We start from the raw sequence: 26,726 nt of genomic DNA on the forward strand, positions 1-26,726 counted from the left end.
CACCGGGACCGGTCCCGGTGAGGACTGGTTGCGTGTCGCGCGTGAAGAAGCTCCTCTGCTCCGGCTTCGTCCTCGTGCTCGCCGGGTGCGGCAGCCCGACTCCGCCCGCCGAGCCGCCACCGACCACGACCCAGGCCCCGACGACGACGCCCGCGCCGACCACCACGACCACCCCGCCGCCGCCTCCCACCCTGTCCGTGGCCGCGGACGGCTCCGACTACAAGGTGTGCGCCAGCCGCAGCTGCGAGATCGCGCTGACGAAGCCGGGCACCATCCGCTTCGGCGGCTCCGCCCCCGGCAAGATCGTCATCAAGTCCGTCGCGCCCGACAGCGCCGAGTTCGAGCTGACGGTGAACAGCGGCGGTGGCGGTTCGGGCACGCTCAAGCCCGGTTGCTCCTCGTTCTCCTTCGGCGGCGGCCGCACCTCCGGCAGCCTCGGCGGTCCGACCACGGGCTGCGCGAGCGCTCCGCCCGACGCCAAGCCCGGAGCGGTGACGCTGCAAATGCCCGGCGTGCAGAACGGCGCGCCCATCCTGCGCGTCGTGACGGCGTGAGGAGGCTCGCGTGAGAGTCCGCTACAACCCTTTCCTGGGCACGGTCCTGGTGGTGCTGGGGGTGTTGTGCGTCTTCCTCGGCGGATGGCTCACCCTGCTCGGCGAGTTCACCCCGACGCTCGTCGTGGGCGCGGTGACGACCTTCGTCGGCGTGCTCCAGCTGACCCGGCCGTACTTCGTGGTCACCCCGGCCTCGGTCGTGGTGCCGTCGCTGATCGGCCCGCTGAAGCGCGAGATCCCCTACGCGCGACTGGTCTTCGAGGACGGCAAGCTGTTCGCGCTCGGCGAGGACGGGGTCGGCAAACGACTCCCCGTCTCACGGCTGCTCGCGAACTCCCGCGACTGGGAAAGCGTTGTGCCGCACTGAGAACTAAGTGGTGCGGAAGCGCTTGCGGTAGTCCGTCGGCGTCATGCCCAGCTGGCGGCGGAACGCGCGGATGAGCGTGTCCACGGTGGTGAAGCCGCACGTGGACGCGACGCGCTCGAGGCCGTCGTCGGTGGATTCGAGCCGATTGCGCGCGGCCTCCACGCGAGCGGACTCCAAGTAGGCGGCGGGCGTCGTTCCCAGTTCTGCCTTGAAGATCCGGGTCAGCTGCCGTTCGCTGACGTGGGCGTGCGCGGCGAGGTCGGCGACGGTCAGCGGCTCGGTGATGTTCCTGGTGATGTGGTGGCGGAGGTCGTCGACGCGCCGCGTGGTGGAGACGGGTTCGAGCGGGATGCTGAACTGACTCTGCCCGCTGGGCCGCTTCAGGTACATCACCAGCTGCCGCGCGACGCTGAGCGCGGCGGCCTCGCCGAAGTCGTCGGCCACCAGCGCCAGCGACAGGTCGAGGCACGCGCTGATCCCCGCGCCGGTCCACACGTGGCCGTCGCGGATGAAGATCGGGTCGGGGTCGACCTCGACGGCGGGGTGCTCGGCGGCGAGCTGCCGCGCGGTGGACCAGTGGGTGGTGGCGCGTTTGCCGTCGAGCAGCCCGGCGGCGGCGAGCACGTGCGCGCCGACGCACACCGAAGCGACTCGCCGAGCCCGCGCCGCGAGCGCACGAACTCGTTGCACCACAACGGGATCGGTGACGGCCCGCACGCGGAGCCGGTCGTCGACGTCGACCGCGCCGGGGACGATGAGCGTGTCGATCTTGCGCCGGGCGAGCTGGTCGAAGGTCGCGTCGGGCAGGACGCGGACCCCGGCGGCGGTGGTCACGGGCTCCAGCGTCTCGGCCGCGAGCACGACGCGGTAGGTCGTGGCGTCGCCCAGTTCCCTGCGCAGCAAGGAGAACACCTCGGGCGGGCCGGTGACGTCGAGCAGGTCGACGCCGTCGAAGAGCACGAGGACGACGAGGCGGCGCATGAGGGCTCCCGATGTCCGGATCTGCAAGTTGGACGTCATTGCCGACATCCCGGACCGATCGTAGCGTCGAACTCGACACCGATTCCCGCGATGAGAGGGCACTCATGCCTACGACGACACTGCGCGAGCTGAACGGCCTCGACCAGACCCCGGCGGCCCTGGCGACGGCGACCCTCGTGCTCGTCGACTACCAGAACACCTACACGCGCGGCGTGATGGAGCTGGAGGGGTGGCAGCCCGCGCTGGAGGAGGCCGCCGCCGTGCTGGAGGCCGCGCGCAAGGCGGGCGCGACGGTCATCCACGTCATCCACGACACCGGCGAGGGCACCGCGTACGACATCAAGGCCGACATCGGCCGGATTCACCCGCGCGTCGCTCCGATCGACGGTGAAAATGTTGTGGTCAAAGCGTTTCCGAACTCCTTCACCGACACCGCGCTGGGCGAGCTCGTCGACGCCGCCGGCAACTCCGACGTGGTCGTGATCGGCTTCATGACCCACATGTGCGTCGCCGCGACCACCGCGGGCGCGTTCCTGCGCGGCAACCGCCCCACGGTCGTCGCCAACGCCTGCGCGAGCCGCCCCCTGCGCACCGCCGTGGCCGACGTGCCCGCCGAGCACGTCCACCACGGCGCACTGGCGATGATCACCGACCTCTACGGCGTCGTCGTCCCCACCCACGCCGACCTGGCCTGACGCGCCCCCGAACACCCTCCGAGCCCCATCCCCCGCGCGCGCCAAAAACCCGTTTCGTACTCAACCCGGGAAAGAGAGCGCTCCCAATTCCCGCTATGAGTACGAAACGGGAAGGCCTAGACCACTCCGGCGCGCGTTGGGGCGAGCGGGAGGGTGGGGTGCATGAGCACAGTTTACCTGGTGGAAGCCCTGTGTGGGTGAGGATGGGGTGTGGACACGGTGAGCGCGGTGGCGGGGCGGCGCGTGGTGGTGCTCGACGGCGGGCTGTCGAACCAGCTCGCCGCGGCCGGGCACGACCTGGCGGACGCGTTGTGGTCGGCGCGGTTGCTGCACGACGACCCGGGCGCGATCACCGCCGCGCACCTCGCGTACTTCCGCGCGGGTGCGGAGGTCGCGATCACCTCCAGCTACCAGGCCACGTTCGAGGGTTTCGCCGCGCGCGGGCACGCCGAGGCCGACGCGGCGGTCCTGCTCCGGCGGAGCGTGGCCCTCGCGCGCGCGGCGGCCTCCGAAGTGGACGGTCAGCGGTGGGTGGCGGCCTCGGTCGGCCCGTACGGGGCGATGCTCGCGGACGGGTCGGAGTACCGGGGCCGCTACGGGCTCGGCGTCGCCGAGTTGGAGCGCTTCCACCGCCCCAGGATGGAGGTCCTGGCGGCGGCGGGCCCGGACGCCTTCGCGCTGGAGACGATCCCGGACGTCGACGAGGCCGAAGCCCTGCTGAGGATCGCCGACGACATCGGCATCCCGGCGTGGTTGTCCTTCAGCACCAAGGGAAACTTCACCAACGCTGGGCAGTCGCTCGACGAGGCGTTCGCGCTCGCGGCGGACTCGGCCGCGCTCTTCGCGGCCGGCGTCAACTGCTGCGCCCCCGCCGATGTCCTGCCCGCGGTGGAGATCGCCGCGCGGCGCACCGGCAAGCCGGTCGTGGTGTACCCCAACGGCGGCGGTGAGTGGGACGGCGCGCGGAACACCTGGCGCGGAAGCCCTGGCTTCGACACGGCGCTGCTCGCCGACTGGATCGCGGCAGGGGCGAGGCTGATCGGCGGTTGTTGCCGGGTCGGTCCCACCGAGATCGCCCAGCTCGCGAGCTCAGTGCGCGGACTGGACCAGCAGTAGCACGCCGATCAGCACCATCGCCGCGCCGGAGATCCGGCTGACCACGCGCGCGGCTGCCGGTCTCGCCCGCAGCACGACGCGCGCCAGCAGCCCGACGCACAGGTAGACCGCCGCGCAGGTCAAGGTGTGCACCACGCCCAACGCGCCGATCTGCGCGGCGAGCGGCCACGAGCCCGAGGGATTGGTGAACTGCGGCAGCAGTGCGAGGAAGAGCAGCAGCGCCTTGGGGTTCAGGCCGCTGATGCCCGCGCCCTTGAGCACCCGCGCGAGCCGTGGCGTCTGCCCGGGGGAGTCCACCGACGCCCCGGGAACGGCGGGGCGGGCGAGCGTCGTCGCGCCGATCCACACCAGGTACAGCGCGCCCACCGCCGTCAGCGCGGTGAGCACGAACGGCGTGCTGGCCACCACGGCCGCGACACCGGCGGCGACCACGGCGGTGAGCCCGACGTAGCCGAGCAGCAGGCCGCTCACGGCGGGCAGTACCGACCGGTCCTGGAGCCCGGCGGAGATCGTGTACGCCCAGTCAGCCCCCGGCACGAGGATGAGCAGCACGGACACCGCCCAGAACGCGGCGATGGAGCTGACGGCCATGGTGTGGGTTCCCCTCTCGAACGGTCTCGAAGAGGAGATTAGGTCGGCTCAGCCCAAAGGTGTTTCCAACTGTTGTCGCTGATCACCGCGTTTGTGGAAGAATCTGCCCCATGGACGAGGTTGACAGGAAGATCCTTGCGGAGCTCCAGGACAATGGGCGGCTGACGGTCACCGAGCTGGCGGCGCGCGTGCGGCTCAGCCTGTCGCCGTGCCATCGCCGGCTCCGCGAGCTGGAGCGCGGCGGGGCGATCCTCGGGTACCGCGCGGTACTGGATGCCGGAGTGGTCGGGCTGGCGTTCCAGGCACTGGTCTTCGTCACCATGCGGCAGGAGGACCGCGACACCGTGGCCGCGTTCGAGCAGGCGCTGGTGGACATCCCGCACGTGCTCCAGGCGCAGCGGCTCTTCGGCGATCCCGACTACCTGCTGCGCATCGCCACCGCGGACCTCCAGTCCTTCCAGCGGCTCTACGACGAGAAGCTCGCGACGCTGCCCGGCGTGCAGCGGCTCAGCTCCACCCTGGTGATGAAGCACGTCGTGCACGAACGCGCGCTCCCGTTGGGGCACCGCTGAGTCGAAGATCCCTCGCGGCGCCCTTCCCGTCGTCCTTGTTCGTGGTGAAGTCGTTGCGCCCAGCCGAGCCAGCTCGCAGCGGAGCAGGGGAAGTGCGGGTTCGTCGTCTCGGACGGAACGCTGTTCGCCCGCGCCTCCTACAACCAGCTCTGCTGATCCGTGCTGTCGGGCGGTTCTAAAGGACGCGGGCCCACGCGCTGAGCAACCGTCGGGCCGAGCCGCCGACCGGCCCGACGGCATCGGCCAGCGTCTCCGGGTCGGGCAGGCGCGCGCCGCTGACGGCGCCCACGGCCTGCTCGGCGCTGGAGATCGTCGACGAGCACACGGCGCGCAGGTACTCCGGCACGGTGAGCGCGGGATCGGTGCAGCCGACGAGGGGCGTGCCCACGGCCGCGATCAGCGGGAACACGGTGCCGGGGATGCCGATCGCCGCTTCCGCGCGCGCCGAGGCCACGAGCGAGCTGGCGGAGCTGATCTCGAACCTCTCCCACAGGGCTCGGTTCTCGCGCGGGTGCAGGCCGACGAGGACGCGCTTGCCCGCGGCGGCCAGGCGCTCCGCCGAATCGAGCAGGAGCTGGGTTCCCGGCGCGGAGGTGCCCGTGCCGTCGGGGTGCGTGACGCTGGTGAGGACCAGCACGAGGTTCTTCTCCGGAGCGCGCGGAGGAAGGTCGTCGGACTGCGGCGAGCCAACGACCTCGATGCGCCTGCGCGTGCCGAAGTACGCGCCGAAGGACCGCGCGTCGGCGGCCGAGGACGCGGTGATCAGCCGCAGACGAGGCCGGAGCTCCTTGGCGCGCAACGCTTCCACGGGCACCTGGTAGGCGAGGGCGCTCGCGGCCAACGGCGTCCGGCGCAGCGTCGCGGCGCAGTCGGCTGGCCAATCCCCGGCTCCGGTCACCACGAGCAGATCGGCCTTCGGCGCCTTCGCGAGGGTCGCGACGGGCACGGGATCGCCGGGCGTGGTCTTGGAGTGGTCGGGCACCAGTTGGGTCAGCCGCCACCCGCGCCGCGCGGCCTCGGCCAACAGGGGCTTGACGTGGTAGGTCGCCCACGGCTCGTTCGTCGCGACGAGGACGTCACGCCCGCGTCCGCTCCCGGTGCCGAGTGCCAAGGTGAGCGCTCCGCCGAGGAGCGTGCGACGGGACAGCGGCTTCTGCACACCGCGCACCCTAGAGGCCGTTCAGTTGAGCACGACCACCGCGAGGTTGAGCGCCGACGTGTAGACGATCCATAGCAGGTAGGGGAGCTGGAGCAGCGCGGCGGTCTTCGAGCGGCGGTGGAACAGCCAGATGGTGGCCAGCACGACGAGGTCCAGCGCCAGGATGTCCAGGAACGCCACGAACGCCATGTCCGCGCCGAAGAACAGTGGCACCCACACCGCGTTGAGCGCGAGGCCGAGCCCGTACACGCCGACCCCCGACGCCCGGCCGCCCGCGCGCCAGTAGTACCAGCCGGACAGCGCCATCAGCACGTACACGGTCGTCCACGCGGGACCGAACACCCAGGACGGCGGCGCCCACTCCGGCAGCCGCAACGCCGCGTAGGTCTCCTTCGCGCCCCCGCCGAAGGAGGCGCCGATGACCGCGACGACCGCGACGGCGCTGCTGAACCCGGCCAGCGCGAAGGGAAGGGACGGGGCTCGGATCGGGGTCGCCATGCTCGCCTTCGTTCGCTCGGGGCGGCTCCGCGCCAGCTGGGATCACCCACCCGGCGGCGGAGTCGATCTCCCGGAGGATGGTAGAGCCTCCGGTGCGCCCCGTCCTGCCTGGAGAAGGTGGGTTCCGGAGCAGCGGCTCGCGCTCAGGCGCCTGCCTGAGGTCCCTGTGGCTTTCACTGCTGCAAAAGGCCGTTGGCACGGCCGTTCTCGCGACATACGGTCACCGGAGCCGGGTTGGACTGGGGAAAGGACTTCACCATGGCCGTGCGCCGCCGTGACCTCCTCGCGGGTGCCGCCGCGTTGGCCGGGATCGCCACCGTGGGGCTGGTCCCCGGAGCCGCCGCCGCGGCTTCTCGGCAGCGCCCGGGAGCCCTCCAAGCGCCGTCGCTGGCGCTCGGGGACCGCGCGATCGTCGGCAGGGCGAGCGCCCGCAAGGCCATGGAGCACCTCGAAGTGCTCAGCAACCAGATCGGCCCGCGCGTCGGCGGCACCTCGGCCGAGAAGCGCGCGGCGGACTACATCGCCTCCGTGCTGCGCAAGCACCGCTACACCGTGACGTTGCAGCCCTTCCCCGTCGCCGACAAGTACCTCGCGGAGATCACCGTCGTCGGCGACCGCGGGCGGAAGTGGCAGACCGGCGCCTCGCCGCAGGGCAAGCTCGACGTGACCGTCTCCGGCGCTGTCGTCGACATCGGCAGGGCCACCCCGGCGGAGCTGGCGCACGTGCGCGGGCAGATCGCCTTCGTGCCGGACTCGCAGGTCGCCAGCGACGCGTCCCGGCTCGCGGTGGAGGCGGGCGCCATCGCGGTGCTGCTCTCCCGCCCGGGCAGCCCCGATCGCAAGCTCGGCACGTTCACCCCTTCGCTGCCCTCGGCGCTTCCCGTTCCCGTGCTCGGCCTCGCGCAGGTCCAGGGGGAGCGGTTGCGGCAGCGGCTCGCGGCGGGTCCGGTCCGGCTCAGCCTGACCGTGACCCACCACAAGAACCTGACCTCCTACAACGTGCTCGCCGAGCGCGCCGCGACGTTGCCGAACCCCGACGGCAAGGTCGTGATGATCAGCGCCCACTACGACAGCGTCCCCGGCTCGCCCGGTGCCAACGACGACGGCAGCGGCACCGCGCTCTGCCTGGAGCTGGCCAGGGTGCTGCGCTACCTGCCGACGCAGAAAGCCGTCCGCTTCGCGCTGTGGGGCTCGGAGGAGCAGGGCCTGATCGGCTCGCGCCACTACGTCAAGCAGCTGTCCGACTCTGACGCCGGGCGCATCGCGGGCTGTTTCCAGAACGACATGGTCGCGACCAGCTGGGACCCGGCGATCGTGTACTGGCTCCTTTCGGTCGACGGCGGCGAGAACGCCACCACCAGCACGCTCGGCCGCGCCGCGCGTCGGCTGGGCTACCAGCCCCGGACCAAGGGCCCGGTGGCGCGCGGCTCCAGCGACCACGTGCCCTTCCACGAGCGCGGCATCGCCTCGGCGAACTTCAGCTGGCGCGGCGAGAGCGGCCCCGCGCTGCTGGAGCCGACCTACCACACGCCGGAGGACACCATCGCCGACAACGTCAGCAGCGAGCGCCTCCAGGTGTCGCTGGAGCTGATCGGCTGCGCCGCCTACGAACTGGCCAGTCAGCGCGATTAGCCACCCGGCCGCGTTCCGCGCGGCTACCGTCGCCGCGTGGAGCACGCGCAGGTGACAGGGACGCTGTTGGCGATGATCGGCCTTGCCGTCGTGGGCGGTGCCTGGTGGGCCTCGCGCGTCAGCACGACCCGTCGCAGCAAACGGTTCCAGGTGGTGGTGAAGAGCTCCGACAACTACCTCGATGAGTGCGTCCTGGTGCCGCTCATCCCTCGACCGGGCGGGGTCCTGGCGCTCCGGCTGACCGAGGACCGGGAGATGGCCGCGGTGACCGTGGGGGACGTGTTGTGGGTGTACCCCGATCCGGACATGCCCTCCCGCGTCCGGCTGGACCGCCCCGTGCTGACGAGGTTCTGGACGGCGCTGATGGCGACCGGTGCCGTGCTGGCGGCCACGGGCGTGGTGGTGCTGCTCCGCGGCGACGTCGGAATGCCGGTCCTCCCCGCGGACGGCGCGGTCGGGGGCGCGTTCTTCGTCAGCGGCCTGGTGTGCTCCGGCACGGTGGCCTTGGTCGGCCTCGCTGAACTCGTCCTCAACTGGAAGGGCTCGCGCCGGGTCAGCGGTCCTGTGGTCGCCGTCGAGGAGTTCTACGGGCAGCGCAAGAACAGCTACCAGCCGCTGGTGGAGTACTCCGACGAGGACGGCACCGTGCGCAGGGTGTGGGGTATGAAGCGCGGGTTCCGGCCGCGACTCGGACGTCGGATCACTGTTCGCGTTGCCGGGCGGCCGCCGCACGAAGCCATGCACACCACGCCGCTGTTCCTGGTGATGCTGTTGGTGTTACTGCTGTTCGGCCTGCTCGGCTGGAGCGGGTTGGCCGTGATGTTCGGAGTCGTGCGCTAGCCGTGCAGGGCTCGGTAGACGGCGGCGGCGCCCGGGTGCAACGGGATGCCCGCCGTCCCGATCAGCGCGCGCACGTCGAGGAACTGCGCGCCAAGAGCCTCTTGCGGCACAAGGCGATCCGCGCGTTCGGCGAGCACGGTGGTGACCTCGGCGGCGATGTCGTCCGGCAGGTCCGGCAGGCACACGACGAGGTTCGCCACGCCGACCGTGGGCAGCGACCGCACCTGGCGGTAGCCACCGGCGGGCACGGAGACCTGCTCGTAGACCGGGCCGTGCGCGGCGCGCAGCTTCGGGTACACGTCGTCCAGCGGCAGCAGGCGCACGCCCACCCGCTCGTCCAGCTCGGCGATCGCGGGCGTCGGCACCCCGCCTGACCAGACGAGCGCGTCGACTTCGCGCCGCTCCAAGGCGGTCACCGCGTCGGCGAGCCGGAGCTGGCGCGTGCGCAGGTCGGTCAGCTCCGCCACGGCGGCCAGCCTGGTCGCGAGCAGTGCCGCGCCGGAACCCGGGGCGCCCATGGACACGCTGCGCCCCTTGAGGTCCGCGACCCGCTGCACGGGGGAGTCGGCGCGCACCACGACCTGGAGGTAGTTCTCGTAGATCCGGCCGAGCGCGCGCAGTTGGGTCGCGAAGCTGAACGGCGTCCGCCCCGTCGTGGCCGCTTCGGCGGCGTCAGCGTGCGTCAGCGCGAGATCGGTGCCGCGCGCGGCGAGCAGCGCCAAGTTCGCCACGCTGGCCTGGGTGGTCAGCGCCGTGGCTCGCAGGAGTGGCTGCGCTTGGCGGATCTGCTCGGCCAGACGTTCGGCGAACGCGAGGTACGGTCCGCCGGGCTCACCCGCCGCGATCTTCAGCTCCCGCGCCGCGCCCCGGTATCCAGGGGCAGTGCACGCCACGCCGAACGCGCCGACCAGCGCCCCGAGCACGAGCCCCCGCCTGCTCACCCGCGTCACGCCGCCACCCCCGGGAGCTCCAGCCGGACGCTGAGCCCGGTCAGCGTCGCCTTGGAGACCGTCAACGTGCCGTGCCGAGCGCGCGCGAGCTGGTCGGCGATCGCCAGCCCCAGCCCCGTTCCCCGGCTGCTCTGGTGCTGGGTCGAGCGCCAGAACCGTTCCGTGGCAAGGGAAAGCTCATCTTCGCTGAGGCCGGGGCCGTCATCGGTGACGTCGAGGTCGACGAACTCGCCGGACCGGGCGTGCGACACGCGCACGGTGCTGCCCGCACCCGCGTACTTGATCGCGTTGTCCAACAGCACGTCCAGCACCTGGGCCAGCTCGCCCTCCTCGCACTCGGCGAGCAGCGGGTGCTCCAACGGCTGCGGTGCCAGCAGGCCGACCCCGGCGTGCTCGGCGGCGGCGTGCCAGGCGTCGAGCCGGTCCGCGACGACGAGGGCCACATCGCAGACCGGAGTGTCCTCTGTGGACAGAGCGATGGTCGCGGCCTTGTTCTCTGCGCCCGCCAACGCGAGCAGACTGTCCAAAAGGGACTCCAAGCGCTCGACCTCGCCGACGACCGACTGGTAGGAGCGCTCCGCGCCCGCGTTCAGCGCGCCTTCGAGGCCGTCCACCCGCAGGCGCAGTGCCGCCATCGGATTGCGCAGCTGGTGGGACGCCTCGGCGACCAGTCTCCGTTGCCGCTCAAGGGAATCGGTCACCGCGTCGGACATCAGGTTGAACGAGCCCGCCAGGGACCGCAGCTCCGTGGGCCCGCGCACCTCCACGTGCGCCCTGGGCTCACCCGAGGCGACCGCGTGCACACCGCGCTCCAACTCCCGCAACGGCCGCAGCACCCACCGCGCCAACCCCGACGCCAGCGCGGCGAAAACCACCGCGGCCGCGACAGCTCCGGCGAGGATGATCGCCCAGCGCTGGGCGACGTCAGCGGCGGCCGAAGTGACCGATGCGCGCAGCACCACCGCTCCGGACACCCGCGTTCCCGTGCCAGCGGGACGGGCGAGCAGCAGCGGCTCACTCGACCACGGCCGCAGATCAGGGGTTCCGCGCCACCGCTGATTGCGCAGCGCGCCGTCCACCAGCGCCCGCACTCCGCTGTCCTGATCGGAGATCCCCGCCTGCACGACGAGGCGCCCTCTGCCGTCCACGACGAGCAGGCCCTCGCCGTACAGCTCGGTGTAGCGCCCCGCCTCAGCGAGCAGCTGACCGGTGTCACCGGAGGTGTCGGCCTGCTCGGTCAGCGTGGCGAAGCGGTCGAGATCGGCGGTGCGGTCGATCACCAGCCGCTGCGTGCGCTCCGCCGAAGTGCTGAGCAGCAACGGCACCGCGAAGGCCGCGACGGCGGCGAGCGAGAAACCCAGCAGCACCAGCAGGAGGCGGGCGCGCACGGCCTACACCTCCAGCCGGTAGCCGAACCCGCGGATGGTGGTGAGCAGGCCCGGCCTGCCGAGCTTGGCGCGCAACTGCGTCATGTGCACGTCCAGCGACCGCGACACCGCGACGAACGCGTCGCCCCAGACCTCGTCCATCAGCTGCTGGCGGCTGACCGCCGTGCCCGCGCGGGCGGCGAGCACCGCGAGCAGGTCGAACTCCTTGGCGGTCAACGAGACCGGCTCCCCGCCTACGGTCACCGAGCGCGCCCGCACATCAATGTCCACATCGGACACCCGGACGACCTCGTCGGCGCTGGAGCCGCGCGCGGCGGCCCTGCGGGTCACCACGTCCATCCTGGCCAGCAGCTCCGCCAGCCGCACCGGCTTGACCAGGTAGTCGTCCGCGCCGAGCCGCAGCCCCCTGACCACCGAGCGCTCGTCACCGCGCGCGGTGAGCACGACGACCGGGGTGTCGGCGACCTGGCGCAGCTTGCGCAGCACCTCCATGCCGTCCCCGTCGGGCAGGCCGAGGTCCAGCAGCACCACGTCGGCGCTCCGGTGCGCGATCAACGCGTCAGAGCCCCTGGCCACCCGGATGGGGGTGTGGCCGTGCGCGCTGAGGACCTCCAACAGGGCCTGCGCGACCCCGTCGTCGTCCTCCACCAGCAGCACGCGCACGGCCGTCCGCCCCTGCTTCTTACTTGGGCTGTCCCACGACGTACTCGCCCTTGTCGTTCTCCACCTTGATGACGGAGACCTTCTCCTTGCCGTCGATGGTCACCTTGCACTGGAAGGACGAGCCCGCGGCGATCTTGTTCTTGCTGCCGCAGTTGACCGCGCCGACCTTGGACTCGGCGACACCGAAGCTCTTGACGATGGTGTCCTTCACGCCCGTCCTCAGCGCGTTGTCGTCGAAGACGGTGGTGCTGAAGAAACCCATGAAGTACAGCGCCGCCGCCGCGCCGCCCGCCACCACGAGCAGACCGAGCGTGATGAACAGGCCCTTCTTGCTCTTCTTCTCCTTGGCGGGGGAGGGGATCGGCGCCTGGCTCGCGCCCCAGCCGCCCTGCTGCTGGCCCGGGTGCTGCTGGAACTGGCCCTGCTGCTGGGGGTGCTGCTGCGGGTGCTGCTGGGGATGACCGCCGAAGCCCGGCTGCGGGCCGGTCGGCGGGCCCTGGCGCGGGAACTGGCCGGGCTGCTGGGGCGGGTACGGGCCCTGGGGAGTGCTCATCGCTTCGCTACCTCGTTGGCTCGGTTCTGGCCTGGACGGTGCCGCTCATCACGCTGCGGTGGTGTAGCGCGCCGCAGTGCTTTATCGCGCAGCGACCTTGTCCAGGAACTCCTTGCGCGCGGCCTCGGTACCGAGCGCGGTGACGTCGAAGTCGGAGATCGGCGGCGGGAAGTCCTTGGCCGCGCTCTTGCCCGTGACCTCGTAGGCGATGGCGATCTCCAGCTTCTTGCCCTCCTTCTCCAGGGCGGCGTTCATCGTGATCGACTTCAGGTCCCCGCCCGGCGCGACGGTGATCTTGGTCGGGATGAAGGAGTCCATCATCGACTGCGGGAACTGCTTGCGCAGGTCCTCGGGGAAGAACAGGACGCGGCCCTCGACGAACGCCTTCAGCGTCACGCCGGTCTCCAGCACCGTGCTGCCGTCGGCCTGCTCCTTGTAGCGCTTGAAAACGTTCTGCGCGTTCTTCTGCGTCAGCTTGATCGCGTCCTGCATCGCGCACACCGTCTGGATGCCCGCGATCGCGCAGACGTTGAAGCCCTTCTTCGGCGCGAACGTCGGGTAGGACACCCACGGCGTCGGCGCGAGGTCCTTGAACCGCGCGCCCAGCAGCGCGTAGTCCCGCTCGGAGCCGCTGGGGTGGTAGACGTCGTAGTTGTCGTTGGTCTCCTTGGTCGTCCTGGACTTGGTGAAGATCGCGGGCGGTTCCGGCTTACCCTTGTCCGCCGCCTGGTACCAGACGATGTCGATCTCCTTGAGCGCCTTCTTGCCCGCGAAGGCGCCCAGCGTGGAGATCGTGGACTTCTGGTCCCTCGGCTTGGTGAACTGCTCGTCCAGCTTCGCGTAGGCCTCGTCGAAGCGGCCCGCGTTGAACGCCGCGACCTCCGCGTCGTCGGCGCGCGCGGACGGGGTGATCTTCTGCCCGCAGCCCGCGAGCAGCAGCGCGGTCGCGGCCAGCGCCACCAGTGCGGTCAGTCGGTTAGTGCGCATCGGTCATGCCCCCGAGTCGGCGCTCTTGTAGAGGTTGTAGGCGATCTTGCCCATCACCGCGCCCCACGCGGTGACGTCGTTGCCCGTGGAGTGGCTGGAGATCATGTACCCCGCGCCCGTGCTGTCGTTGAAGCGCGTGAACCACCCACCGCCGGAGCAGCCACCGGTCATGACGCAGGGGATCGAGAGCGTGTTGTTGCGCGCCCGGTTCTCGGTGTAGGTCGGCGCGGAGCACGTGCGCATCGTGTTGCCGTCGAAGGGCGGCCCCGCCGGGTAGCCGAGCGTGCGAATGCTCTCGGCCTTCGTGTCGAAGGCGATGCCCTGCCCGCCGACCGCGTCCTCGATGTTCTTGCCGCCGAGCGGGCGCATCCGCAGGAACGCGTAGTCGTAGGACCAGCCGGTGCCCTGCGCTCCCCGCGCTCCGTCCGTGGCGTCCCTGCGGAACTCGATCGGCGCGTAGATCGACTCCACGGCCCACTTGCCGTACGGGGAGGAGCGGTTGGTGTCACCGGGGACGAACATGACGTTGCTCGCCCACTCCCGGCCCTCGTGGGTGTCCCAGATGCAGTGCGCGGCGGTGGCCACGATGGTCCCGGACTCGGAGTTCACCACCTGGCCCGAGCAGACGTAGTTCTGGTTGCCGTAGCTCATGTACAAGCGGCCGTTGGCGCTCCCGCTCAGCCCGGCCTTCGACCACATGCCACCGCTGTTGTCGGCGGGCTGCGGCTTGGACGGCGGGACCGGCCCGGTGGTCGGGTGGATCACCACGCCGACCGGCTCGTCCTTGGGCACGTCGGTGGTCTGGCCCGGCTGCGGCTGACGCGGCTTCGCGCTCTTCATCCGGTCGCTGTTCCAGTAGTCGTTGACCTGCTGCGGGGTGCTGGTGAACACCTTGCGGAGGTCGCTGGACTTGGTACCGGCCAGCTCTTCCTCGATGTTGCGCGTCGACGGTCCGGCCTTCGGTGTTCCGGGCAGGGCCGTCGTGCACGCGGCCAGCGCGGTGATCGCGGCGAGTACCGCGAGCGCGGTACGCAGGTGTCGCATCAATCCCCCAGATCGACTCAAGTCTTTCGCACTGCGATGAGGCAGGTTAGCGCCCAGTCCGCACAGCTCACCCGGCGTGTCCCCGCGGGCAGGCTAGTACCGCGTTCACCCGGACGGCGCACCGAGGCTCCAACCTCACCCGAGAAGGGCACCGGGTTCGACGTCGCGGGCGGCCCCGCGGTTTCGGACCGCATTGTCGAGGTGCGCGCGCCGGGGCTCTCGGCGCTTCGGTGTCACCGTGACCAAGTCGTTGCCGTCGGAGCTACCCTCGGCCCGTGAGTGCCGTGTGGACGATCAGGTACGCCACGGTCGCCCCCGGCGACCCGTACCACGCGCGCCTGATCGACATGCCCCGGCACCGGGTCGAGCGGCACACCCACCACGACTTCGTCGAGCTGATGTACGTGCTGGAGGACGGCGGCGTGCACGTGCTCGACGAGCAGCCGGAGCGCATGGTCCGCGACACCCTCTACCTGCTGCACCCCGGCGAGGCCCACTCCGTGCACACCGACGACGAGCTGAGCTACGTCAACGTCGCCGTCCCCGTCGCCACGTGGGGTTCGCTGCTGGACGTCTCCGGCATGTCCGGCTCCGTCGGCGGGAAGGTCCACGTGCGCGCGCCCGGGGTCGCTGAGGCGTTCACCGACCTCGTCCGCTCCGGCGAGCGCGATCCCGCCGGGCTCGACCTGCTGAGCTTCGCCTCGGTGGTGCTGCCGCTGTTCGCCGGGCACGCCGCGACGGCCACGCTGCCGGACTGGCTGCGCGAGGCGTGCGCCGGTTTCGACCGCGAGCGGGACCGGTGGAGCGAGGGCGTCTCGCTGCTGCTCGCCCTCGCCGCGGTCAGCCACGGCCACCTCGACCGGAGCATGCGCAGGTTCCTCGGGCTCACCCCGTCGCAGTGGGTCGAGAGACGTCGCATGCGGCTGGCGCGCCAACTGCTGGTCGGCACCAGCGATTCGATCTCCACGGTCGCCCTGAGGTGCGGCTACGGCAACGTCACGTACTTCTCGCGCCGCTTCGCGATGATGCACGGCGTCCCGCCGAGGGACTACCGCGACAGGTCAAGAAAAGTCGGATTCTCGCGCAGCAGGTGACACACGCCCGCGCCCACCTGCGTCAGCATGGGCCCCATGAGCCACGCCGCCGAAGTGCTGTCCTATGAGGACAGAGGCTACGCGGTCTTCCGCGAGGTCCTCGATCCTTCACTCATGGCTGAAGTCGGTGAGCACGTCGACTGGCTGCACCGCGAGCACCCCGACCGGCGCGGCGAGCAGCTCTCCCACGAGCTCGTGGCCAGGGACCCGTTCTGGGTCAGGTTGATCAGCGACGAGCGCCTGCTCGACATCGCCTCGGCGTTCCTCGGCGAGGACCTCGCGCTGTTCGCCTCGCACTACATCAGCAAGCCCCCGTACTCCGGCCAGGCCGTGCTCTGGCACCAGGACGGCGCCTTCTGGCCGCTCGACCCGATGCGCGTGATCACGCTCTGGCTCGCCGTCGACGAGTCCACCCCCGACAACGGCTGCCTGCGGGTGATCCCCGGCTCGCACCGCACCGCCATCGGCGCCACCCGCGAGCGCACCGACGTCGACAACGTCCTCGGCGCCGAGACCACCGTCGCCGTCGACGAGTCCCGTGCCGTCGACCTCGTGCTCAGCCCCGGGGACGTCGAGGCGCACCACCCCAACATCGTCCACGGCAGCAACGCCAACACCTCACCGAAGCGGAGATGCGGTTTGACGATCCGGTACATCCCCACGTCCACGCGGATCACCAGCGCGGAGCAGCCGTTCCCGAGTGCACTGCACCTTCGCGGCGAGGTGGGGGTGAACGTGTACCAGCCACGTCCGGTCATGCCGGCGCGGTGGGCCTGGGAAGGCGCCGCGTAACCCTTTTCGGGGACACCAGGCCCCTGCCCTCCTGGGGTTCGTCCGTCTTCAGACCCCCTAACCCCCGCCATATCCGCGAGGTAGGGGAGTCGAGGCGAACGGTATTGGACGGCGCGCCAGCGACCGGGGAGGGTTGGGGCGTGCGAGAGAGCGGGCTGGCCGAAGCGGTCGCGGAACTGGTGCGGGACGGGGATTCGGTCGCGCTGGAAGGGTTCACCCATCTCATCCCGGTGGCGGCGGCGCACGAGATCGTGCGGCAGCGCAGGCGGGAACTGACGCTGATCAGGATGACGCCGGACCTCGTCTACGACCAGCTGATCGGAGCGGGGTGCGCGCGCAAGCTCATCTTCTCCTGGGGCGGCAATCCCGGAGTGGGGTCGTTGCACCGGTTCCGGGACGCGATCGAGAACGGGTACCCGCACCGCCTGGAGATCGAAGAGCACAGTCACGCGGGGATGGCGAACCGGTACGTCGCGGGAGCCTCGGGGTTGCCGTTCGCGGTGCTGCGCGGCTACATCGGCACAGATCTGCCAGCCGTGACGCCGACGATCGCGACGGTGCGGTGCCCGTTCACGGGGGAAGAACTCGCGGCGGTGCCAGCGCTCAACCCGGACGTGGCGATCGTGCACGCGCAGCAGGCGGATCGGCGCGGGAACGTGGCGTTCTGGGGGATCACGGGAGTGCAGAAGGAAGTCGTGCTCGCCTCGAAGAGAGCCCTGGTGACGGTCGAAGAGATCGTCGACGAGATCGAGCCGCACCACGGGCAAGTGGTGCTGCCGGCGATAGCGGTGGACGCGGTCGTGAAGGTCGAGCGCGGCGCCTACCCCTCCTATGCGCACGGGTACTACGAGCGGGACAACGACTTCTACCGGAAGTGGGACGCGATCAGCCGCGACCGGGACGCGTTCGCGGCGTGGATGCGGGAGCACGTGGGATGACGGCGACGACGGACGAGATCATGACGGTGGCCGCCGCACGAGAGCTGCGCGACGGAGTCCTGTGCTTCGTCGGCATCGGACTGCCGAGCGCGGCGGCGAACCTGGCCAGGGCCACGCACGCGCCGAACTGCGTGTTGATCTACGAGTCCGGGACGATCGGCGCGAAACCGACGCGGCTTCCACTGTCCATCGGGGACGGTGAACTCGCGGACACCGCCGACGCGCTGGTGTCGGTGCCGGAGATCTTCAACTACTGGTTGCAGGCCGGGCGCGTGGACGTGGGATTCCTCGGCGCGGCGCAGATCGACCGGTTCGGCAGGCTCAACACCACGGTGGTCGGCGACTACGCCGAGCCGCGAGTCCGCCTGCCAGGAGCCGGAGGAGCACCGGAGATCGCCGCATCGGCCAAGGAAGTGATCATGGTGTTGCGGCACAACACGCGGGCCTTCGTGGAGGAGCTGTCCTTCGTCACCTCGGTGGTCAAGGGGCCGCGAGTGGTGTTGACGGATCTTGGCGTGCTGCGCTCGGACGACACCGGAGAGCTGGTTCTCGTCGCGGTGCACCCGAATGTCACCGTGGAGCAGGTCAAAGCCGCGACGGGGTGGGACCTCCGGGTGGCCGACACCGTCGCCGTGACGGAGCCACCGACGGAGCGCGAGCTGGCCGTGCTGCGGGCGCTGCATCAGGCGTCCTGAACGGTGCCGTCCTCGTTGACGATCAAGCGGCGGTCGAAGTCGGCGGCGAACCACCGGTCGTGCGTCACGGCGATCACGTTGCCCTCGAAGGACTCCAAACCGTCCTGGAGGGCCTGAGCGCTGGCCAGATCGAGGTTGTCCGTGGGCTCGTCGAGCAACAACAACGTGGCACCGGACAACTCCAGCAGCAGGATCTGCAACCGAGCCTGCTGGCCACCGGACAACGTCTCGAAGCGCTGCGCACCCGCCGGGGCGAGCTCGTAGCGGGCGAGCGCGGCCATGGCATCGTTGCGGGGCAACGCGAACTCCGACATGACGATGTCAGCGGGACAGCGACCGTGCAGATCAGGACGAGTGTGCGTCTGCACGAACAAGCCCGGTCGAACACGCGCTCCGAGCTGCACGGTTCCCTTGTGCGGCAAAGGTTCTCCGGCGAGCAGGCGCAGGAAGTGGGACTTCCCGGTGCCATTGGCGCCGAGCACCGCGACGCGCTCACCGAACCACATCTCGAAGTCGAAGGGCCTGAGCAGGCCGGGAAACTCCAGGCCGGAGCACGTCACCGCGCGCTTGCCCGTTCTGCCGCCGCGCAAGCGCATCCGGACGTTCTGTTCGCGCGGAGCGCGCTGGGGTGGCCCGGCGGACTCGAAGCGGGCGAGCTTGGTCTGAGCGGAGCGGTACGCGGGAGCCACGGAATCGTTGTTGACGGCGCGCTGCCGCAACAGGTGCACTGCCTGGCGGAGCCGCGCGTGCTCCTCCTCCCACCGGCGCTTCAACTCGTCGAGCCGGTCAGTACGGTCGCGGCGAGCCTGCGCGTAGGAGGCGAAACCGCCGCCGTGCACCCAGACCGTCCGAGACTCGACGGTGACGATGCGATCGGCGGAATTGGCGAGCAGCTGGCGGTCGTGCGAGACCAGCAGCACGGTCTTCGTAGTGGCGCGCAACTGCTCCTCCAACCACACCTTGCCCGCGACATCGAGGTAGTTGTCAGGCTCGTCGAGCAGCAGCACGCGATCAGGGCCGCGTAGCAAAGCCTCCAGCACCAAGCGTTTCTGCTCGCCACCGGACAACGTGGACACCGGCCGGCCTTGAACGTCCGAATAGGACAGTCCTAAAGAGGCGGTCGCGCACGCGTCCCACACGACCTCAATGTCGAAGCCGCCCGCGTCGACGTGATCGCTCAGCGCCTGCGCGTAGGCGAGCTGACCCGCCTCGGAGTCCAGCTGAGCCTCACATCGAGCGACGGCGGCCGCGGTCGCCCTGATCGTGGGCGGCGCGACGCCGAGCAGGAGTTCGCGCACGGTGGAGCCGGAGATGAACTGCCGCATCACGCCGAGCCCGCCGGAACTGGTGACGGTGCCGGAAGCGGGCCGGAGTTCGCCCGCGATCAGGCGCAGCAGCGTGGTCTTGCCCGCGCCGTTCGGACCGACGAGTGCGGCCTTGACGCCCTCGCCGACGCGGAAGGACACCTCGTCCAGCAGCGGTCGCCCGTCAGGCAGGACGTGGGTGAGGTGATCGACCTCGACGTGTCCCAAACGATCTCCTAGATCAGTGTTCGAGCACTAGTCCAACGTTCTAGTGCTCGTGCACTGTACTAGTGTCTGCCGGGTGAAGGACAAGCCGGTTTGGCTGCGCTCGCGCCGCGCTGCCCGCGAAGAACCACCCCTGACCAGGGAAAAGATCGTCGCAGAGGCGGTCGCGCTGCTCGACGAGGAGGGCGCGGCGAAGCTGACCATGCGCCGGCTGGCGCAGCGCCTGGACGCGGGCTCGACCACGCTCTACTGGCACGTGGACACCAAGGACGACGTGCTCGACCTCGCGCTGGACACGGTGTTCGGCGAGGTCGCGCTGCCGGAGCCGAGCGGGGACTGGCGGGCCGACGTGCGCGCGCTGGTCACTGGCTGGCGCGGGGCGATGCTGCGGCACCCGTGGTCGGCAGCGCTGGTCGGGCGGCCGATGATCGGGCCGAACGTGTTGGCGCGCACGGAGTTCCTGTACGCGGCCCTGCTGCGCGGCGGCTTCAGCGGGAGCGCGCTGGCCACCGCCGCGCACGGGCTGGCGAACTACGTCACGGGCTCAGCGCTCACGCTGACCGTCGCGAACGGCGACGACGGACCGCTGCCCGAGGGCTACCTCGACGGCTACCCGATCCTCAGGGACAACGGCCACCTGCGCGCCGAGGACTGGAACGAGATCTTCGCGCAGGGGCTGGAGTCCTTTATGGACGGACTGGCGTCACTGCGCGCGTGAGGCCGCGAGCGTGTCGTAGTCCGGGAACAGCGAGGCGATCGGGCTGCCGGTGAAGTTGCCGACCCACCCATCGTCGTCGTGGAAGAACCGCACCGACACGTAGTCCGGCCGCGTGCCCATGTCGAACCAGTGCGTGGTGTTCGCGGGCACGCTCAGCAGATCGCCCGCCTCGCAGAACACCGCGTACACATGATCGCCGATGTGCAGGTAGAACACGCCCGAGCCGCGCGCGAAGAAGCGGTCCTCGTCATCGTCGTGCGTGTGCTCGGCGAGGAACTTCTTCCTTGCCGCGGCGGCGTTCTCCCGCCACGCCGGGTCGTCGGAGGGCGTCATGTGCATGGCGTCGACCAGCACGTAACCCTCGGCCTCGACCACGCGGTCCACGTTCTCCCGGTAGGCGGCCAGCACCTCCTCGGAGGTCGGCGTCGGGGGCAGGCCGGGCACCACGTCCCACCGCTCGAACCGCACGCCGAGCCGCTTCAGCTCGGACTGGATCTCCGCGCCGTCCTCGGTGCGCAGCACCACCGTGCCGGGGTCGTTGTCCGGCCAGACCGTCAGCAGCGTCATCGCTCACTCTCCACCTTGAAGCGCAGCAACCATTCCAGGCACTCCGCGCGGTGCCGGGCCTGGAGCAGGTCCGCACCCCACACGTACAGCCCGTGCCGCGCGACGACCAGCGCGGGGGTGTCGGCGCGGAAGGACTTCTCGAAGGCATCGCCCAGCACCCGCATGTCCTGCCCGTTGGGCACCACGGGAATCGTCACCAGGTCATCGTGCGCCGCGCGGCCGAAGCCCTTCAACATCTCCAGGTCGATCAGCTCGATCCCGTCCGGCCAGCGCTCCGCCGCCAGCACCGGCGCCATGACGTGCACGTGCACCACGGCCCCGGCCCCGGACACCGCCGCGATCCGGCCGTGCAGACCGGCTTCGGCCGAAGGCACCTTCTCCGGGTGCGGCTGGTCGGCGACCGCGCGGCCGTCCGCGTCGACCACCACGACGTCGTCCTCGGTCAGCTCGCCCTTGTCCAGGCCGCTGGTGGTGACCGCCAACCGCAAGGGACTCCGACCCAACCGCACGGAGAGGTTGCCGGAGGTGCCGCGCATCCAGCCGAGCGCGGTGTAGCGCGCGGACTCCGCCGCCAGCGCCCGCCCGGCCTCGCGCAGCCCCTCCATCAGGAGATCTCCACGTCTTCGAGGGAAGCCAGCGCCGGGTGCTGGGCGAAGTCCGCGTCGGCGAACGGCTCGCCGGGACGCGCCAGGCCGACCGTCTGCCAGCCCGCCTCGGCCGCCGCGTGCAGCTCGGCCGGGACGTCGGAGAGGAACACGGTTTCAGAGGGAACCGCGTCCAGTGCCGCAGCGATCGCCTTGTACGAGGAGGCTTCCTTCTTCGGGCCCGCGTTCACCGTGTCGAAGTGGGCCGCGAACAGCTCGCGCAGGTCGCCGTCGGTGGTGCGGGAGAAGAACGCGATCTGACCCGGCACCGAGCCGGAGGAGAACACCGCCAGCGTCAGGCCCGCCGCCTTCCACCCGCGCAGCCGCTTCGCCACGTCCGGGAAGAACTCGGCGGTCAGCTCGCCGATGGCGTACCCGCGCTGCCAGATCAGGCCCTGCAAGGTCTTCAGCGGCGCGATCTTCTGGTCGGCGTCCATCCAGCCGTGCAGCACCGCGACCAGCTCGTCGGTCGTCGCAGTGGCGGAAAGCCCGCTCAGTGAACGGATCTGCGCCACCGCGTCGGCCACAACCGGGTCGTCGCCGTGCTCGTCGATCCACGGGCCGAGCCGGGGCCGCGCGTAGTCGTAGAGGGTCACGTGCACCTGGCTGGTGGGCGTCAGCGTGCCCTCGATGTCCACGACGACCCACCGGGCGGTCAGCGAGATCACTGGTTCTGTTCTCCTTCTTCGTAGTACGAGTGGACATCGGCCGGGGCGAACGCGCCCCGATCGGTCACGATCGTGGTGACCAGGCGCGGGGGAGTGATGTCGAAGGCGGGGTAGAGACCGCGCACTCCGGAGACCTTGTAAGACAGCACATCGTCGCCCGAGCGGTACTCGATCGGCACCGAGTTGGAACTCGGTACCTCCTGGTCCGGAGCCTGCACGAGCGCGTGGAACGGCACCTCGAACGCGTGCGCGGTCGCGGCGAGGCCGAGCGTGCCGACCTTGTTGACCACGTGGCCGTCCATGGTGACCCGATCGGCCGCGGTCACCAGAGCGTCCACGCGGCCGTCCCCGATGAGCGCCGCGCCCATGCCGTCGGTGACGAGCGTGGTGTCCACGCCCATCTCCGCGAGCGTCGGCGCGGTCAGCCGCGCGCCCTGGAGGTACGGCCGGGTTTCCGTGCAGGTGAAGCTGAAGTCCTTGCCCGCCTTGCGAAGCGCGACCACCAGCTCGATGAGGTAGATGTCCGCCCAGCAGTGCGTGAGCACCCGCGCGCCGTCCGGAAGCAGCGCCGCCGCCGCTTCGGCCAGGGACCGGCTCCGCGAGCGGTACAGCTCGTCACCGGCCTCGGCCGCCGCGAGCACCCCGGCAACCGATCTGTCCGAAGTGGACAGTACACAGTGGACTGCTTTGCGGAGGTGGTTGTTGGTGCGCCTGGTGTTCACCAGCAACTGCCCGGCGGCTTCGAGGTCTTCCCCGGCGCGCGCCGCGAGCACCATGCCGTACAACGCGGCGAAGTACGGGCCGGAGGACTGCGTGACCATGTCCTCGATCGCCCGGGCGACCTCGGCGACGGTCTCGCAGCGCACCCACTCGCGCTCCAACGGGAGCTTGCGGCGATCCAGGATGAGCACAGCGTCCGCGGTGAGGCGAACGCTGTGCGCAATCTCGGGAAGCATCAGCTGTAGCCCGTGATCGGCGGCAGCTCGCCGGTCAACAGGTGCGCGCCCAGCTCGCGGGCCTTGTAGCTCACCGGGTCGTGCAACGTGATCGTGCGGGCGTTGCGCCAGAACCGGTCGAAGCCGTACTTCGACGAGGTCGCCCGCGCGCCGACGAACTCGAAGATCTTCGACGTGACCTCGTTGACCACCCGCGTCGAGACGACCTTCGCAGAGGAGATCGTCAGCGCCGCCGCCGCGCGCAGCTCCGGGGTCAGCTCGGGCTCGGCCGCCGCCGCGTGCAGCATCGCGCTGGCGTGGTCGGCGAGCAGTCCGGCCGCCTCCGTGGACGCGACCAGCTCGCCGTAGCCGACCAGCACGTACAGGTCGTCGCTCGCCTTCTCGGCGCCGGAGAGGAACCACGGCCGCGACATCGTCCGCGTGTACTCGGCGGCCTGCTCCAGCGCGCCCTCCGCGATGCCGACGTGCAGCTGCGACAGCACGGCCTGGAACGCGATCTGCGCCAGCGACAGCCGCAGCGCCTCCGGCGAGTCCTCTTCCTCGGACGTCGGGTGCACGCCCAGCACGTCGTCGGCCGCGACCGGCGAGTCGGTGAACACCACACCGCCGCTCTCGGTGAGCCGCTGGCCGATGTTGTCCCAGTCGCCCAGGTACTTCACGCCGCTCGCGCGCGCGTCCATCGTGAAGGTCAGCTTCTCGCCGGTGTCGGTCCTCGTCCCGCTCACCACGAGCCGGTCGGCGACGCTCGCCCCGGACGCGAAGGTCTTGCGGCCGTTGAGCAGGAAGCCGTCGTCGGTCGGCGTCAGCTCCAGCGCCGCGTCCAGCGGGTTGGCCACACCGCCCCAGAACCACTGGTTCGCCGCGGTCTCCCGGCGCAGGCGGGTAGCCCGATCGGCGTCGGGGAAGAGCTCGGAGCGCCAAATGTGCAGGTAGTGGTAACCGAGCAGGTGGCCGAGGGACGCGTCGGCCGCGGTGATGACCCGCGTGACGGCGTCGGCGGTCGCGGGGTCGCCGTCACCGCCGCCCAGCTCCTCCGGGATGAACGCGCTGAGCAGCCCGGAGGCCCGCAGCAGCTCGATCTCCGCATCGGGCGCGGCGCCACCGCGATCCCGCTGGGCGGCGTCCTCGCGGAGCTTGGCCGCGACCTCCTCGGCGACGGTTGTCCACACAGCACTCATACGGCGTACTTTGCCAGCTTCAGCGCCGCGCGATGGGCGCTGTGATCCACTCCATGGGAACGCCGAACGCTTCGACCAGCTCAGCGGCGCGCGGGCGCAGTTCGGCGCACACCGAGTTGACCTCGCTGGTGATCGACTTCGCCTTCGCGGTGGTGAGCCTGCCGTGCCCGAGGAACCACGCCAGGTCCTCCTCGACGTTGGCCAGCACGTGCAGGTCGCAGACGCGGTCCAGCAGCTCGGCGGTGGCGCTGTCCGGGCAGCGGTCGATCGCCGCGACGAACGCCTCCAGCACGATCCGGTCCACGTGCGTCCGCGCCGCGCGCAGCACGTGGTCCTGCGCGTTGTTGAACACCTCGAACGCGTTGTCCTCGCCCGCGTTGCGCAGCCGTCGCACCAGGCCGTCGAGCACGTGCTCCTCGCGGTCGGTGAACAGCTTCAGCTGCCAGGCGCGGTCGCGCACGTCGCCGCCGAGCAGCGCTCGCACGGGAGTCCGTTCGATCACCGCGCCGACGAGCTGCGTCGCCACGAAGCGCGCCATGCCGAGCGTGTCGAGGTCGCCGACGTGGTCCCGGTAGCCGGTGAGCAGGCCCTTCGCCACGAGCTGGAGCAGCACCGTGTTGTCGCCCTCGAACGTGGTGAACACGTCGGTGTCGGCCTTGAGCTGCGGCAACTGGTTCTCGGCCAGGTAGCCCGCCCCGCCGCACGCCTCCCGGCAGGTCTGGATCGTCCGCGTGGCGTGCCAGGTGGACATCGCTTTCAGCCCGGCCGCCTGTGACTCCAGTTCACGCTGCCTCTGGTCGTCGCTCGCGTCACCACCGAACACCGCGTGGAGCTCGCTGACCAGCTCTTCCTGCGCGAAGTTCAGCGCGTAGGTCGTCGCGAGCGCGGGCAGCAGTCGGCGTTGGTGGGCGAGGTAGTCCAGGACCGGGACCTCGGTGCCGTCGGGCTTGGTGAACTGCTTGCGCGTGTCGCCGTGGCGGACCGCGATCGTCAGCGCCTTCTTCGTCGCGCTCAGCGCGCCGCCCGCGACGCTGACCCGACCGCGCACGAGCGTGCCCAGCATCGTGAAGAACCGCTTGCCGGTGCCGTCGATCGGACTGGAGTAGGTGCCGTCCTCGGCAACGCGGCCGTAGCGGTCCAGCAGCGCCTCGCGCGGCACGCGCACGTTGTCGAAGCTCAGCCGCCCGTTGTCCACGCCGTTGAGCCCGGCCTTCTCGCCGCAGTCCTCGATCGTCACGCCCGCGCGCGCCGACCCGTTCGGCTCGCGGATCGGCACGAGCAGCGCGTGCACGCCGTGCCCCTCGCCGCCCGTGATCAACTGCGCGAACACCACGGCGACCTGGCCGTCACGCGCCGCGTTGCCGATGTAGTCCTTGCGCGCGTGCACGTTCGGCGTGTGCACCACGAACTCGCCGGTGTCCGCGTCGTAGGTGGCGGTCGTGGTGAGGTGCTGGACGTCGGAGCCGTGGCCGGACTCGGTCATCGCGAAGCAGCCCAGCAGGTCCAGCTCGACGATCTCGCGCAGGTACCGCTCGTGGTGCGCCTCGGTGCCCAGGGCCTGCACCGCGCCGCCGAACAGGCCCCACTGCACGCCCGCCTTGACCATCAGGGAGAGGTCGCCGAAGCCCAGCATCTCGAAGGCCACCACCGAGCCGCCGAAGTCGCCGTCACCGCCGTGGCGCACGGGAAAACCGACGCTGGAGTGCCCGGAGGAGGCCAGGACCCGCAGCTGGCGCAGCACGTGCTCGCGGTGCTCCTCGCGGCTCAGCCCGGGTGCGGGCGCCTCCAGGACGCCGAGCCGCTTGCGGGTGCGCTCGCGCAGATCCACCCACCTGCCGTCGAGCAGTGTCCGGAGCGTGTCGTTGCCCGTGCTGTCGCTCATGGTGCGGAAGCTTGCCCCGAGACCGGCCGATCCGCAGCCTAGCGCCGCACCCCTTTCATTTGGTTATCGCTTCCGAAACTGATGACAAGTGTCATGGTGATATCGGCCCGAAAATACGAGTTGATAACTTTTCGCCCCGTTCACCGCGTCGGCAGCCGGCGCACGAGGCAAGGAGAAGGCTGTGCCTCAGGAGGGCAACGAGATCACGCGCACGGCCCTGGCGCTGTTCGCCGGAGCGGCCTCGGTCTGGATCGTGGAACGACTGCTGCGCATTCACCGGCAGCGAGTGGCCGTGCGCGCTGAGTACGACAGGGTCCGCGAGCGCTCCGCCGAGCGCGGACACGCCCTGCGCGCCGAGCTGACGCAGGTGAACCGCACGGTGACCGAGATCCAACGGCTGCTGGAACAACCGGTGTGACGCACGCGGATCGGCCGAGCCCGTTGGGCCGAAAGGTCGCAGGATATCGGAGAATTC

30 protein-coding genes are annotated in these 26,726 nt (G+C 70.6%); 13 read left to right on the forward strand and 17 right to left on the reverse strand.

Annotation, left to right across the window (positions count from 1 at the left end):
* Window positions 1-32: 32 nt before the first annotated feature.
* The gene (locus tag CCN37_RS23200) at window positions 33-554 is read left to right on the forward strand and encodes a hypothetical protein (RefSeq protein WP_210408171.1); all 522 of its coding nucleotides are present in this window, start codon (window positions 33-35) and stop codon (window positions 552-554) included.
* Window positions 555-564: 10 nt separating this feature from the next.
* Entirely contained in the window at window positions 565-921 is a 357-nt protein-coding gene (locus CCN37_RS23205) for a hypothetical protein (RefSeq protein WP_086824590.1), read from the forward strand.
* Between the two features lie 3 nt (window positions 922-924).
* Here the strand turns inward: CCN37_RS23205 and CCN37_RS23210 are convergent, their stop codons facing one another.
* Window positions 925-1,941, reverse strand: coding sequence for a GlxA family transcriptional regulator (locus tag CCN37_RS23210; protein WP_246843243.1), 1,017 nt, complete (start codon window positions 1,939-1,941; stop codon window positions 925-927).
* A gap of 65 nt (window positions 1,942-2,006) precedes the next feature.
* Between CCN37_RS23210 and CCN37_RS23215 the strand changes: the two genes are divergently transcribed.
* Window positions 2,007-2,597, forward strand: a complete 591-nt coding sequence (locus CCN37_RS23215; RefSeq protein ID WP_086824592.1) for an isochorismatase family protein — start codon at window positions 2,007-2,009, stop codon at window positions 2,595-2,597.
* A 210-nt stretch (window positions 2,598-2,807) separates the two neighbouring features.
* Window positions 2,808-3,713 carry a homocysteine S-methyltransferase gene (gene mmuM / locus CCN37_RS23220; protein ID WP_086824593.1) on the forward strand — a complete coding sequence of 302 codons (906 nt, stop codon included), beginning with the start codon at window positions 2,808-2,810 and terminating at the stop codon, window positions 3,711-3,713.
* Here the strand turns inward: mmuM and CCN37_RS23225 are convergent.
* Window positions 3,687-4,304, reverse strand: coding sequence for a LysE family translocator (locus CCN37_RS23225; protein WP_086824595.1), 618 nt, complete (start codon window positions 4,302-4,304; stop codon window positions 3,687-3,689). The two genes, mmuM and CCN37_RS23225, sit on opposite strands and share 27 nt — an antisense overlap.
* 110 nt (window positions 4,305-4,414) lie before the next feature.
* Between CCN37_RS23225 and CCN37_RS23230 the strand changes: the two genes are divergently transcribed.
* Complete coding sequence (locus CCN37_RS23230) at window positions 4,415-4,876, forward strand: Lrp/AsnC family transcriptional regulator (RefSeq protein WP_086824598.1); 462 nt, start codon at window positions 4,415-4,417, stop codon at window positions 4,874-4,876.
* Window positions 4,877-5,051: 175 nt separating this feature from the next.
* On the opposite strand, the gene CCN37_RS23235 is transcribed toward CCN37_RS23230, so the two are convergent.
* On the reverse strand, window positions 5,052-6,035 hold the full coding sequence (locus CCN37_RS23235) for a hypothetical protein (protein ID WP_246843244.1): 984 nt from the start codon (window positions 6,033-6,035) through the stop codon (window positions 5,052-5,054).
* Window positions 6,036-6,056: 21 nt separating this feature from the next.
* A complete protein-coding gene (locus CCN37_RS23240; protein ID WP_086824599.1) occupies window positions 6,057-6,533 on the reverse strand; it encodes a TspO/MBR family protein in 477 nt (158 codons plus the stop codon).
* A gap of 258 nt (window positions 6,534-6,791) precedes the next feature.
* On the opposite strand from CCN37_RS23240, the gene CCN37_RS23245 reads away from it, so the two are divergent.
* Window positions 6,792-8,165 (forward strand): M28 family peptidase, encoded by a 1,374-nt coding sequence (locus tag CCN37_RS23245; RefSeq protein ID WP_086824706.1) that lies wholly within the window; start codon window positions 6,792-6,794, stop codon window positions 8,163-8,165.
* A 36-nt stretch (window positions 8,166-8,201) separates the two neighbouring features.
* Entirely contained in the window at window positions 8,202-9,005 is an 804-nt protein-coding gene (locus CCN37_RS23250) for a DUF3592 domain-containing protein (protein WP_143261763.1), read from the forward strand.
* Here the strand turns inward: CCN37_RS23250 and CCN37_RS23255 are convergent.
* The 6 genes from CCN37_RS23255 to CCN37_RS23280 all read right to left on the reverse strand — a co-directional run bounded on the left by CCN37_RS23255 (window position 9,002) and on the right by CCN37_RS23280 (window position 14,590).
* Window positions 9,002-9,955 carry a TAXI family TRAP transporter solute-binding subunit gene (locus CCN37_RS23255; RefSeq protein ID WP_371504816.1) on the reverse strand — a complete coding sequence of 318 codons (954 nt, stop codon included), beginning with the start codon at window positions 9,953-9,955 and terminating at the stop codon, window positions 9,002-9,004. The genes CCN37_RS23250 and CCN37_RS23255 overlap by 4 nt on opposite strands.
* Window positions 9,952-11,343 carry a HAMP domain-containing sensor histidine kinase gene (locus CCN37_RS23260; protein ID WP_086824603.1) on the reverse strand — a complete coding sequence of 464 codons (1,392 nt, stop codon included), beginning with the start codon at window positions 11,341-11,343 and terminating at the stop codon, window positions 9,952-9,954. Before CCN37_RS23260 ends, CCN37_RS23255 begins: the two co-directional genes overlap by 4 nt.
* Before the next feature lie 3 nt (window positions 11,344-11,346).
* The gene (locus tag CCN37_RS23265; protein WP_086824605.1) at window positions 11,347-12,006 is read right to left on the reverse strand and encodes a response regulator transcription factor; all 660 of its coding nucleotides are present in this window, start codon (window positions 12,004-12,006) and stop codon (window positions 11,347-11,349) included.
* A 19-nt stretch (window positions 12,007-12,025) separates the two neighbouring features.
* Window positions 12,026-12,559: a DUF4333 domain-containing protein gene (locus tag CCN37_RS23270; protein WP_086824607.1), complete on the reverse strand. Its 534-nt coding sequence runs from the start codon at window positions 12,557-12,559 to the stop codon at window positions 12,026-12,028.
* 81 nt (window positions 12,560-12,640) lie between these two features.
* The gene (locus CCN37_RS23275; protein WP_143261764.1) at window positions 12,641-13,546 is read right to left on the reverse strand and encodes a hypothetical protein; all 906 of its coding nucleotides are present in this window, start codon (window positions 13,544-13,546) and stop codon (window positions 12,641-12,643) included.
* 3 nt (window positions 13,547-13,549) lie between these two features.
* Complete coding sequence (locus CCN37_RS23280) at window positions 13,550-14,590, reverse strand: serine protease (protein WP_086824611.1); 1,041 nt, start codon at window positions 14,588-14,590, stop codon at window positions 13,550-13,552.
* A gap of 275 nt (window positions 14,591-14,865) precedes the next feature.
* On the opposite strand from CCN37_RS23280, the gene CCN37_RS23285 reads away from it, so the two are divergent.
* The 4 genes from CCN37_RS23285 (at window position 14,866) to CCN37_RS23300 (ending at window position 18,109) form a co-directional block, all read left to right on the forward strand.
* A complete protein-coding gene (locus tag CCN37_RS23285; RefSeq protein ID WP_143261765.1) occupies window positions 14,866-15,684 on the forward strand; it encodes an AraC family transcriptional regulator in 819 nt (272 codons plus the stop codon).
* A 36-nt stretch (window positions 15,685-15,720) separates the two neighbouring features.
* Window positions 15,721-16,476: a phytanoyl-CoA dioxygenase family protein gene (locus CCN37_RS23290; protein WP_086824710.1), complete on the forward strand. Its 756-nt coding sequence runs from the start codon at window positions 15,721-15,723 to the stop codon at window positions 16,474-16,476.
* A gap of 140 nt (window positions 16,477-16,616) precedes the next feature.
* On the forward strand, window positions 16,617-17,414 hold the full coding sequence (locus CCN37_RS23295; RefSeq protein ID WP_086824615.1) for a CoA transferase subunit A: 798 nt from the start codon (window positions 16,617-16,619) through the stop codon (window positions 17,412-17,414).
* On the forward strand, window positions 17,411-18,109 hold the full coding sequence (locus tag CCN37_RS23300) for a CoA-transferase subunit beta (RefSeq protein ID WP_086824617.1): 699 nt from the start codon (window positions 17,411-17,413) through the stop codon (window positions 18,107-18,109). Before CCN37_RS23295 ends, CCN37_RS23300 begins: the two co-directional genes overlap by 4 nt.
* Here the strand turns inward: CCN37_RS23300 and CCN37_RS23305 are convergent.
* A complete protein-coding gene (locus CCN37_RS23305) occupies window positions 18,097-19,641 on the reverse strand; it encodes an ABC-F family ATP-binding cassette domain-containing protein (RefSeq protein WP_086824619.1) in 1,545 nt (514 codons plus the stop codon). The genes CCN37_RS23300 and CCN37_RS23305 overlap by 13 nt on opposite strands.
* A 73-nt stretch (window positions 19,642-19,714) precedes the next feature.
* Here CCN37_RS23305 and CCN37_RS23310 point away from each other — a divergent pair, with 73 nt between their 5' ends.
* Window positions 19,715-20,356, forward strand: a complete 642-nt coding sequence (locus CCN37_RS23310; RefSeq protein ID WP_246843245.1) for a TetR/AcrR family transcriptional regulator — start codon at window positions 19,715-19,717, stop codon at window positions 20,354-20,356.
* Here the strand turns inward: CCN37_RS23310 and CCN37_RS23315 are convergent.
* The 6 genes from CCN37_RS23315 to CCN37_RS23340 are packed head-to-tail and all read right to left on the reverse strand — an operon-like array spanning window position 20,342 to window position 26,251.
* Complete coding sequence (locus CCN37_RS23315) at window positions 20,342-20,923, reverse strand: acireductone dioxygenase (RefSeq protein ID WP_086824621.1); 582 nt, start codon at window positions 20,921-20,923, stop codon at window positions 20,342-20,344. The genes CCN37_RS23310 and CCN37_RS23315 overlap by 15 nt on opposite strands.
* Window positions 20,920-21,528 (reverse strand): methylthioribulose 1-phosphate dehydratase, encoded by a 609-nt coding sequence (mtnB, locus tag CCN37_RS23320; RefSeq protein ID WP_086824623.1) that lies wholly within the window; start codon window positions 21,526-21,528, stop codon window positions 20,920-20,922. The genes CCN37_RS23315 and mtnB overlap by 4 nt, the downstream gene beginning before the upstream one ends.
* The gene (gene mtnC / locus CCN37_RS23325) at window positions 21,528-22,235 is read right to left on the reverse strand and encodes an acireductone synthase (RefSeq protein ID WP_086824625.1); all 708 of its coding nucleotides are present in this window, start codon (window positions 22,233-22,235) and stop codon (window positions 21,528-21,530) included. Before mtnC ends, mtnB begins: the two co-directional genes overlap by 1 nt.
* Window positions 22,232-23,191 (reverse strand): methylthioribose-1-phosphate isomerase, encoded by a 960-nt coding sequence (locus tag CCN37_RS23330; protein ID WP_086824627.1) that lies wholly within the window; start codon window positions 23,189-23,191, stop codon window positions 22,232-22,234. The genes mtnC and CCN37_RS23330 overlap by 4 nt, the downstream gene beginning before the upstream one ends.
* Window positions 23,191-24,369, reverse strand: coding sequence for an acyl-CoA dehydrogenase family protein (locus tag CCN37_RS23335; RefSeq protein WP_086824629.1), 1,179 nt, complete (start codon window positions 24,367-24,369; stop codon window positions 23,191-23,193). The genes CCN37_RS23330 and CCN37_RS23335 overlap by 1 nt, the downstream gene beginning before the upstream one ends.
* A gap of 19 nt (window positions 24,370-24,388) precedes the next feature.
* On the reverse strand, window positions 24,389-26,251 hold the full coding sequence (locus CCN37_RS23340; RefSeq protein ID WP_086824631.1) for an acyl-CoA dehydrogenase: 1,863 nt from the start codon (window positions 26,249-26,251) through the stop codon (window positions 24,389-24,391).
* A gap of 181 nt (window positions 26,252-26,432) precedes the next feature.
* Here CCN37_RS23340 and CCN37_RS23345 point away from each other — a divergent pair, with 181 nt between their 5' ends.
* Window positions 26,433-26,669: a hypothetical protein gene (locus tag CCN37_RS23345; protein WP_086824633.1), complete on the forward strand. Its 237-nt coding sequence runs from the start codon at window positions 26,433-26,435 to the stop codon at window positions 26,667-26,669.
* Window positions 26,670-26,726: the final 57 nt, after the last annotated feature.

Origin of the sequence: Allokutzneria sp. NRRL B-24872 (assembly GCF_002155965.1) — a bacterium.
GTDB lineage: Bacteria > Actinomycetota > Actinomycetes > Mycobacteriales > Pseudonocardiaceae > Allokutzneria.

Bases quoted from the DNA above. Each gene is read 5' to 3' on its own strand.
- CCN37_RS23210 (WP_246843243.1), bottom strand. From the start codon at position 1,941: ATGACGTCCAACTTGCAGATCCGGACATCGGGAGCCCTCATGCGCCGC.
- CCN37_RS23215 (WP_086824592.1), top strand. From the start codon at position 2,007: ATGCCTACGACGACACTGCGCGAGCTGAACGGCCTCGACCAGACCCCG.
- CCN37_RS23225 (WP_086824595.1), bottom strand. From the start codon at position 4,304: ATGGCCGTCAGCTCCATCGCCGCGTTCTGGGCGGTGTCCGTGCTGCTC.
- CCN37_RS23230 (WP_086824598.1), top strand. From the start codon at position 4,415: ATGGACGAGGTTGACAGGAAGATCCTTGCGGAGCTCCAGGACAATGGG.
- CCN37_RS23240 (WP_086824599.1), bottom strand. From the start codon at position 6,533: ATGGCGACCCCGATCCGAGCCCCGTCCCTTCCCTTCGCGCTGGCCGGG.
- CCN37_RS23245 (WP_086824706.1), top strand. From the start codon at position 6,792: ATGGCCGTGCGCCGCCGTGACCTCCTCGCGGGTGCCGCCGCGTTGGCC.
- CCN37_RS23270 (WP_086824607.1), bottom strand. From the start codon at position 12,559: ATGAGCACTCCCCAGGGCCCGTACCCGCCCCAGCAGCCCGGCCAGTTC.
- CCN37_RS23275 (WP_143261764.1), bottom strand. From the start codon at position 13,546: ATGCGCACTAACCGACTGACCGCACTGGTGGCGCTGGCCGCGACCGCG.
- CCN37_RS23280 (WP_086824611.1), bottom strand. From the start codon at position 14,590: ATGCGACACCTGCGTACCGCGCTCGCGGTACTCGCCGCGATCACCGCG.
- CCN37_RS23290 (WP_086824710.1), top strand. From the start codon at position 15,721: ATGAGCCACGCCGCCGAAGTGCTGTCCTATGAGGACAGAGGCTACGCG.
- CCN37_RS23300 (WP_086824617.1), top strand. From the start codon at position 17,411: ATGACGGCGACGACGGACGAGATCATGACGGTGGCCGCCGCACGAGAG.
- CCN37_RS23315 (WP_086824621.1), bottom strand. From the start codon at position 20,923: ATGACGCTGCTGACGGTCTGGCCGGACAACGACCCCGGCACGGTGGTG.
- mtnB (WP_086824623.1), bottom strand. From the start codon at position 21,528: ATGGAGGGGCTGCGCGAGGCCGGGCGGGCGCTGGCGGCGGAGTCCGCG.
- CCN37_RS23330 (WP_086824627.1), bottom strand. From the start codon at position 23,191: ATGCTTCCCGAGATTGCGCACAGCGTTCGCCTCACCGCGGACGCTGTG.
- CCN37_RS23335 (WP_086824629.1), bottom strand. From the start codon at position 24,369: ATGAGTGCTGTGTGGACAACCGTCGCCGAGGAGGTCGCGGCCAAGCTC.
- CCN37_RS23340 (WP_086824631.1), bottom strand. From the start codon at position 26,251: ATGAGCGACAGCACGGGCAACGACACGCTCCGGACACTGCTCGACGGC.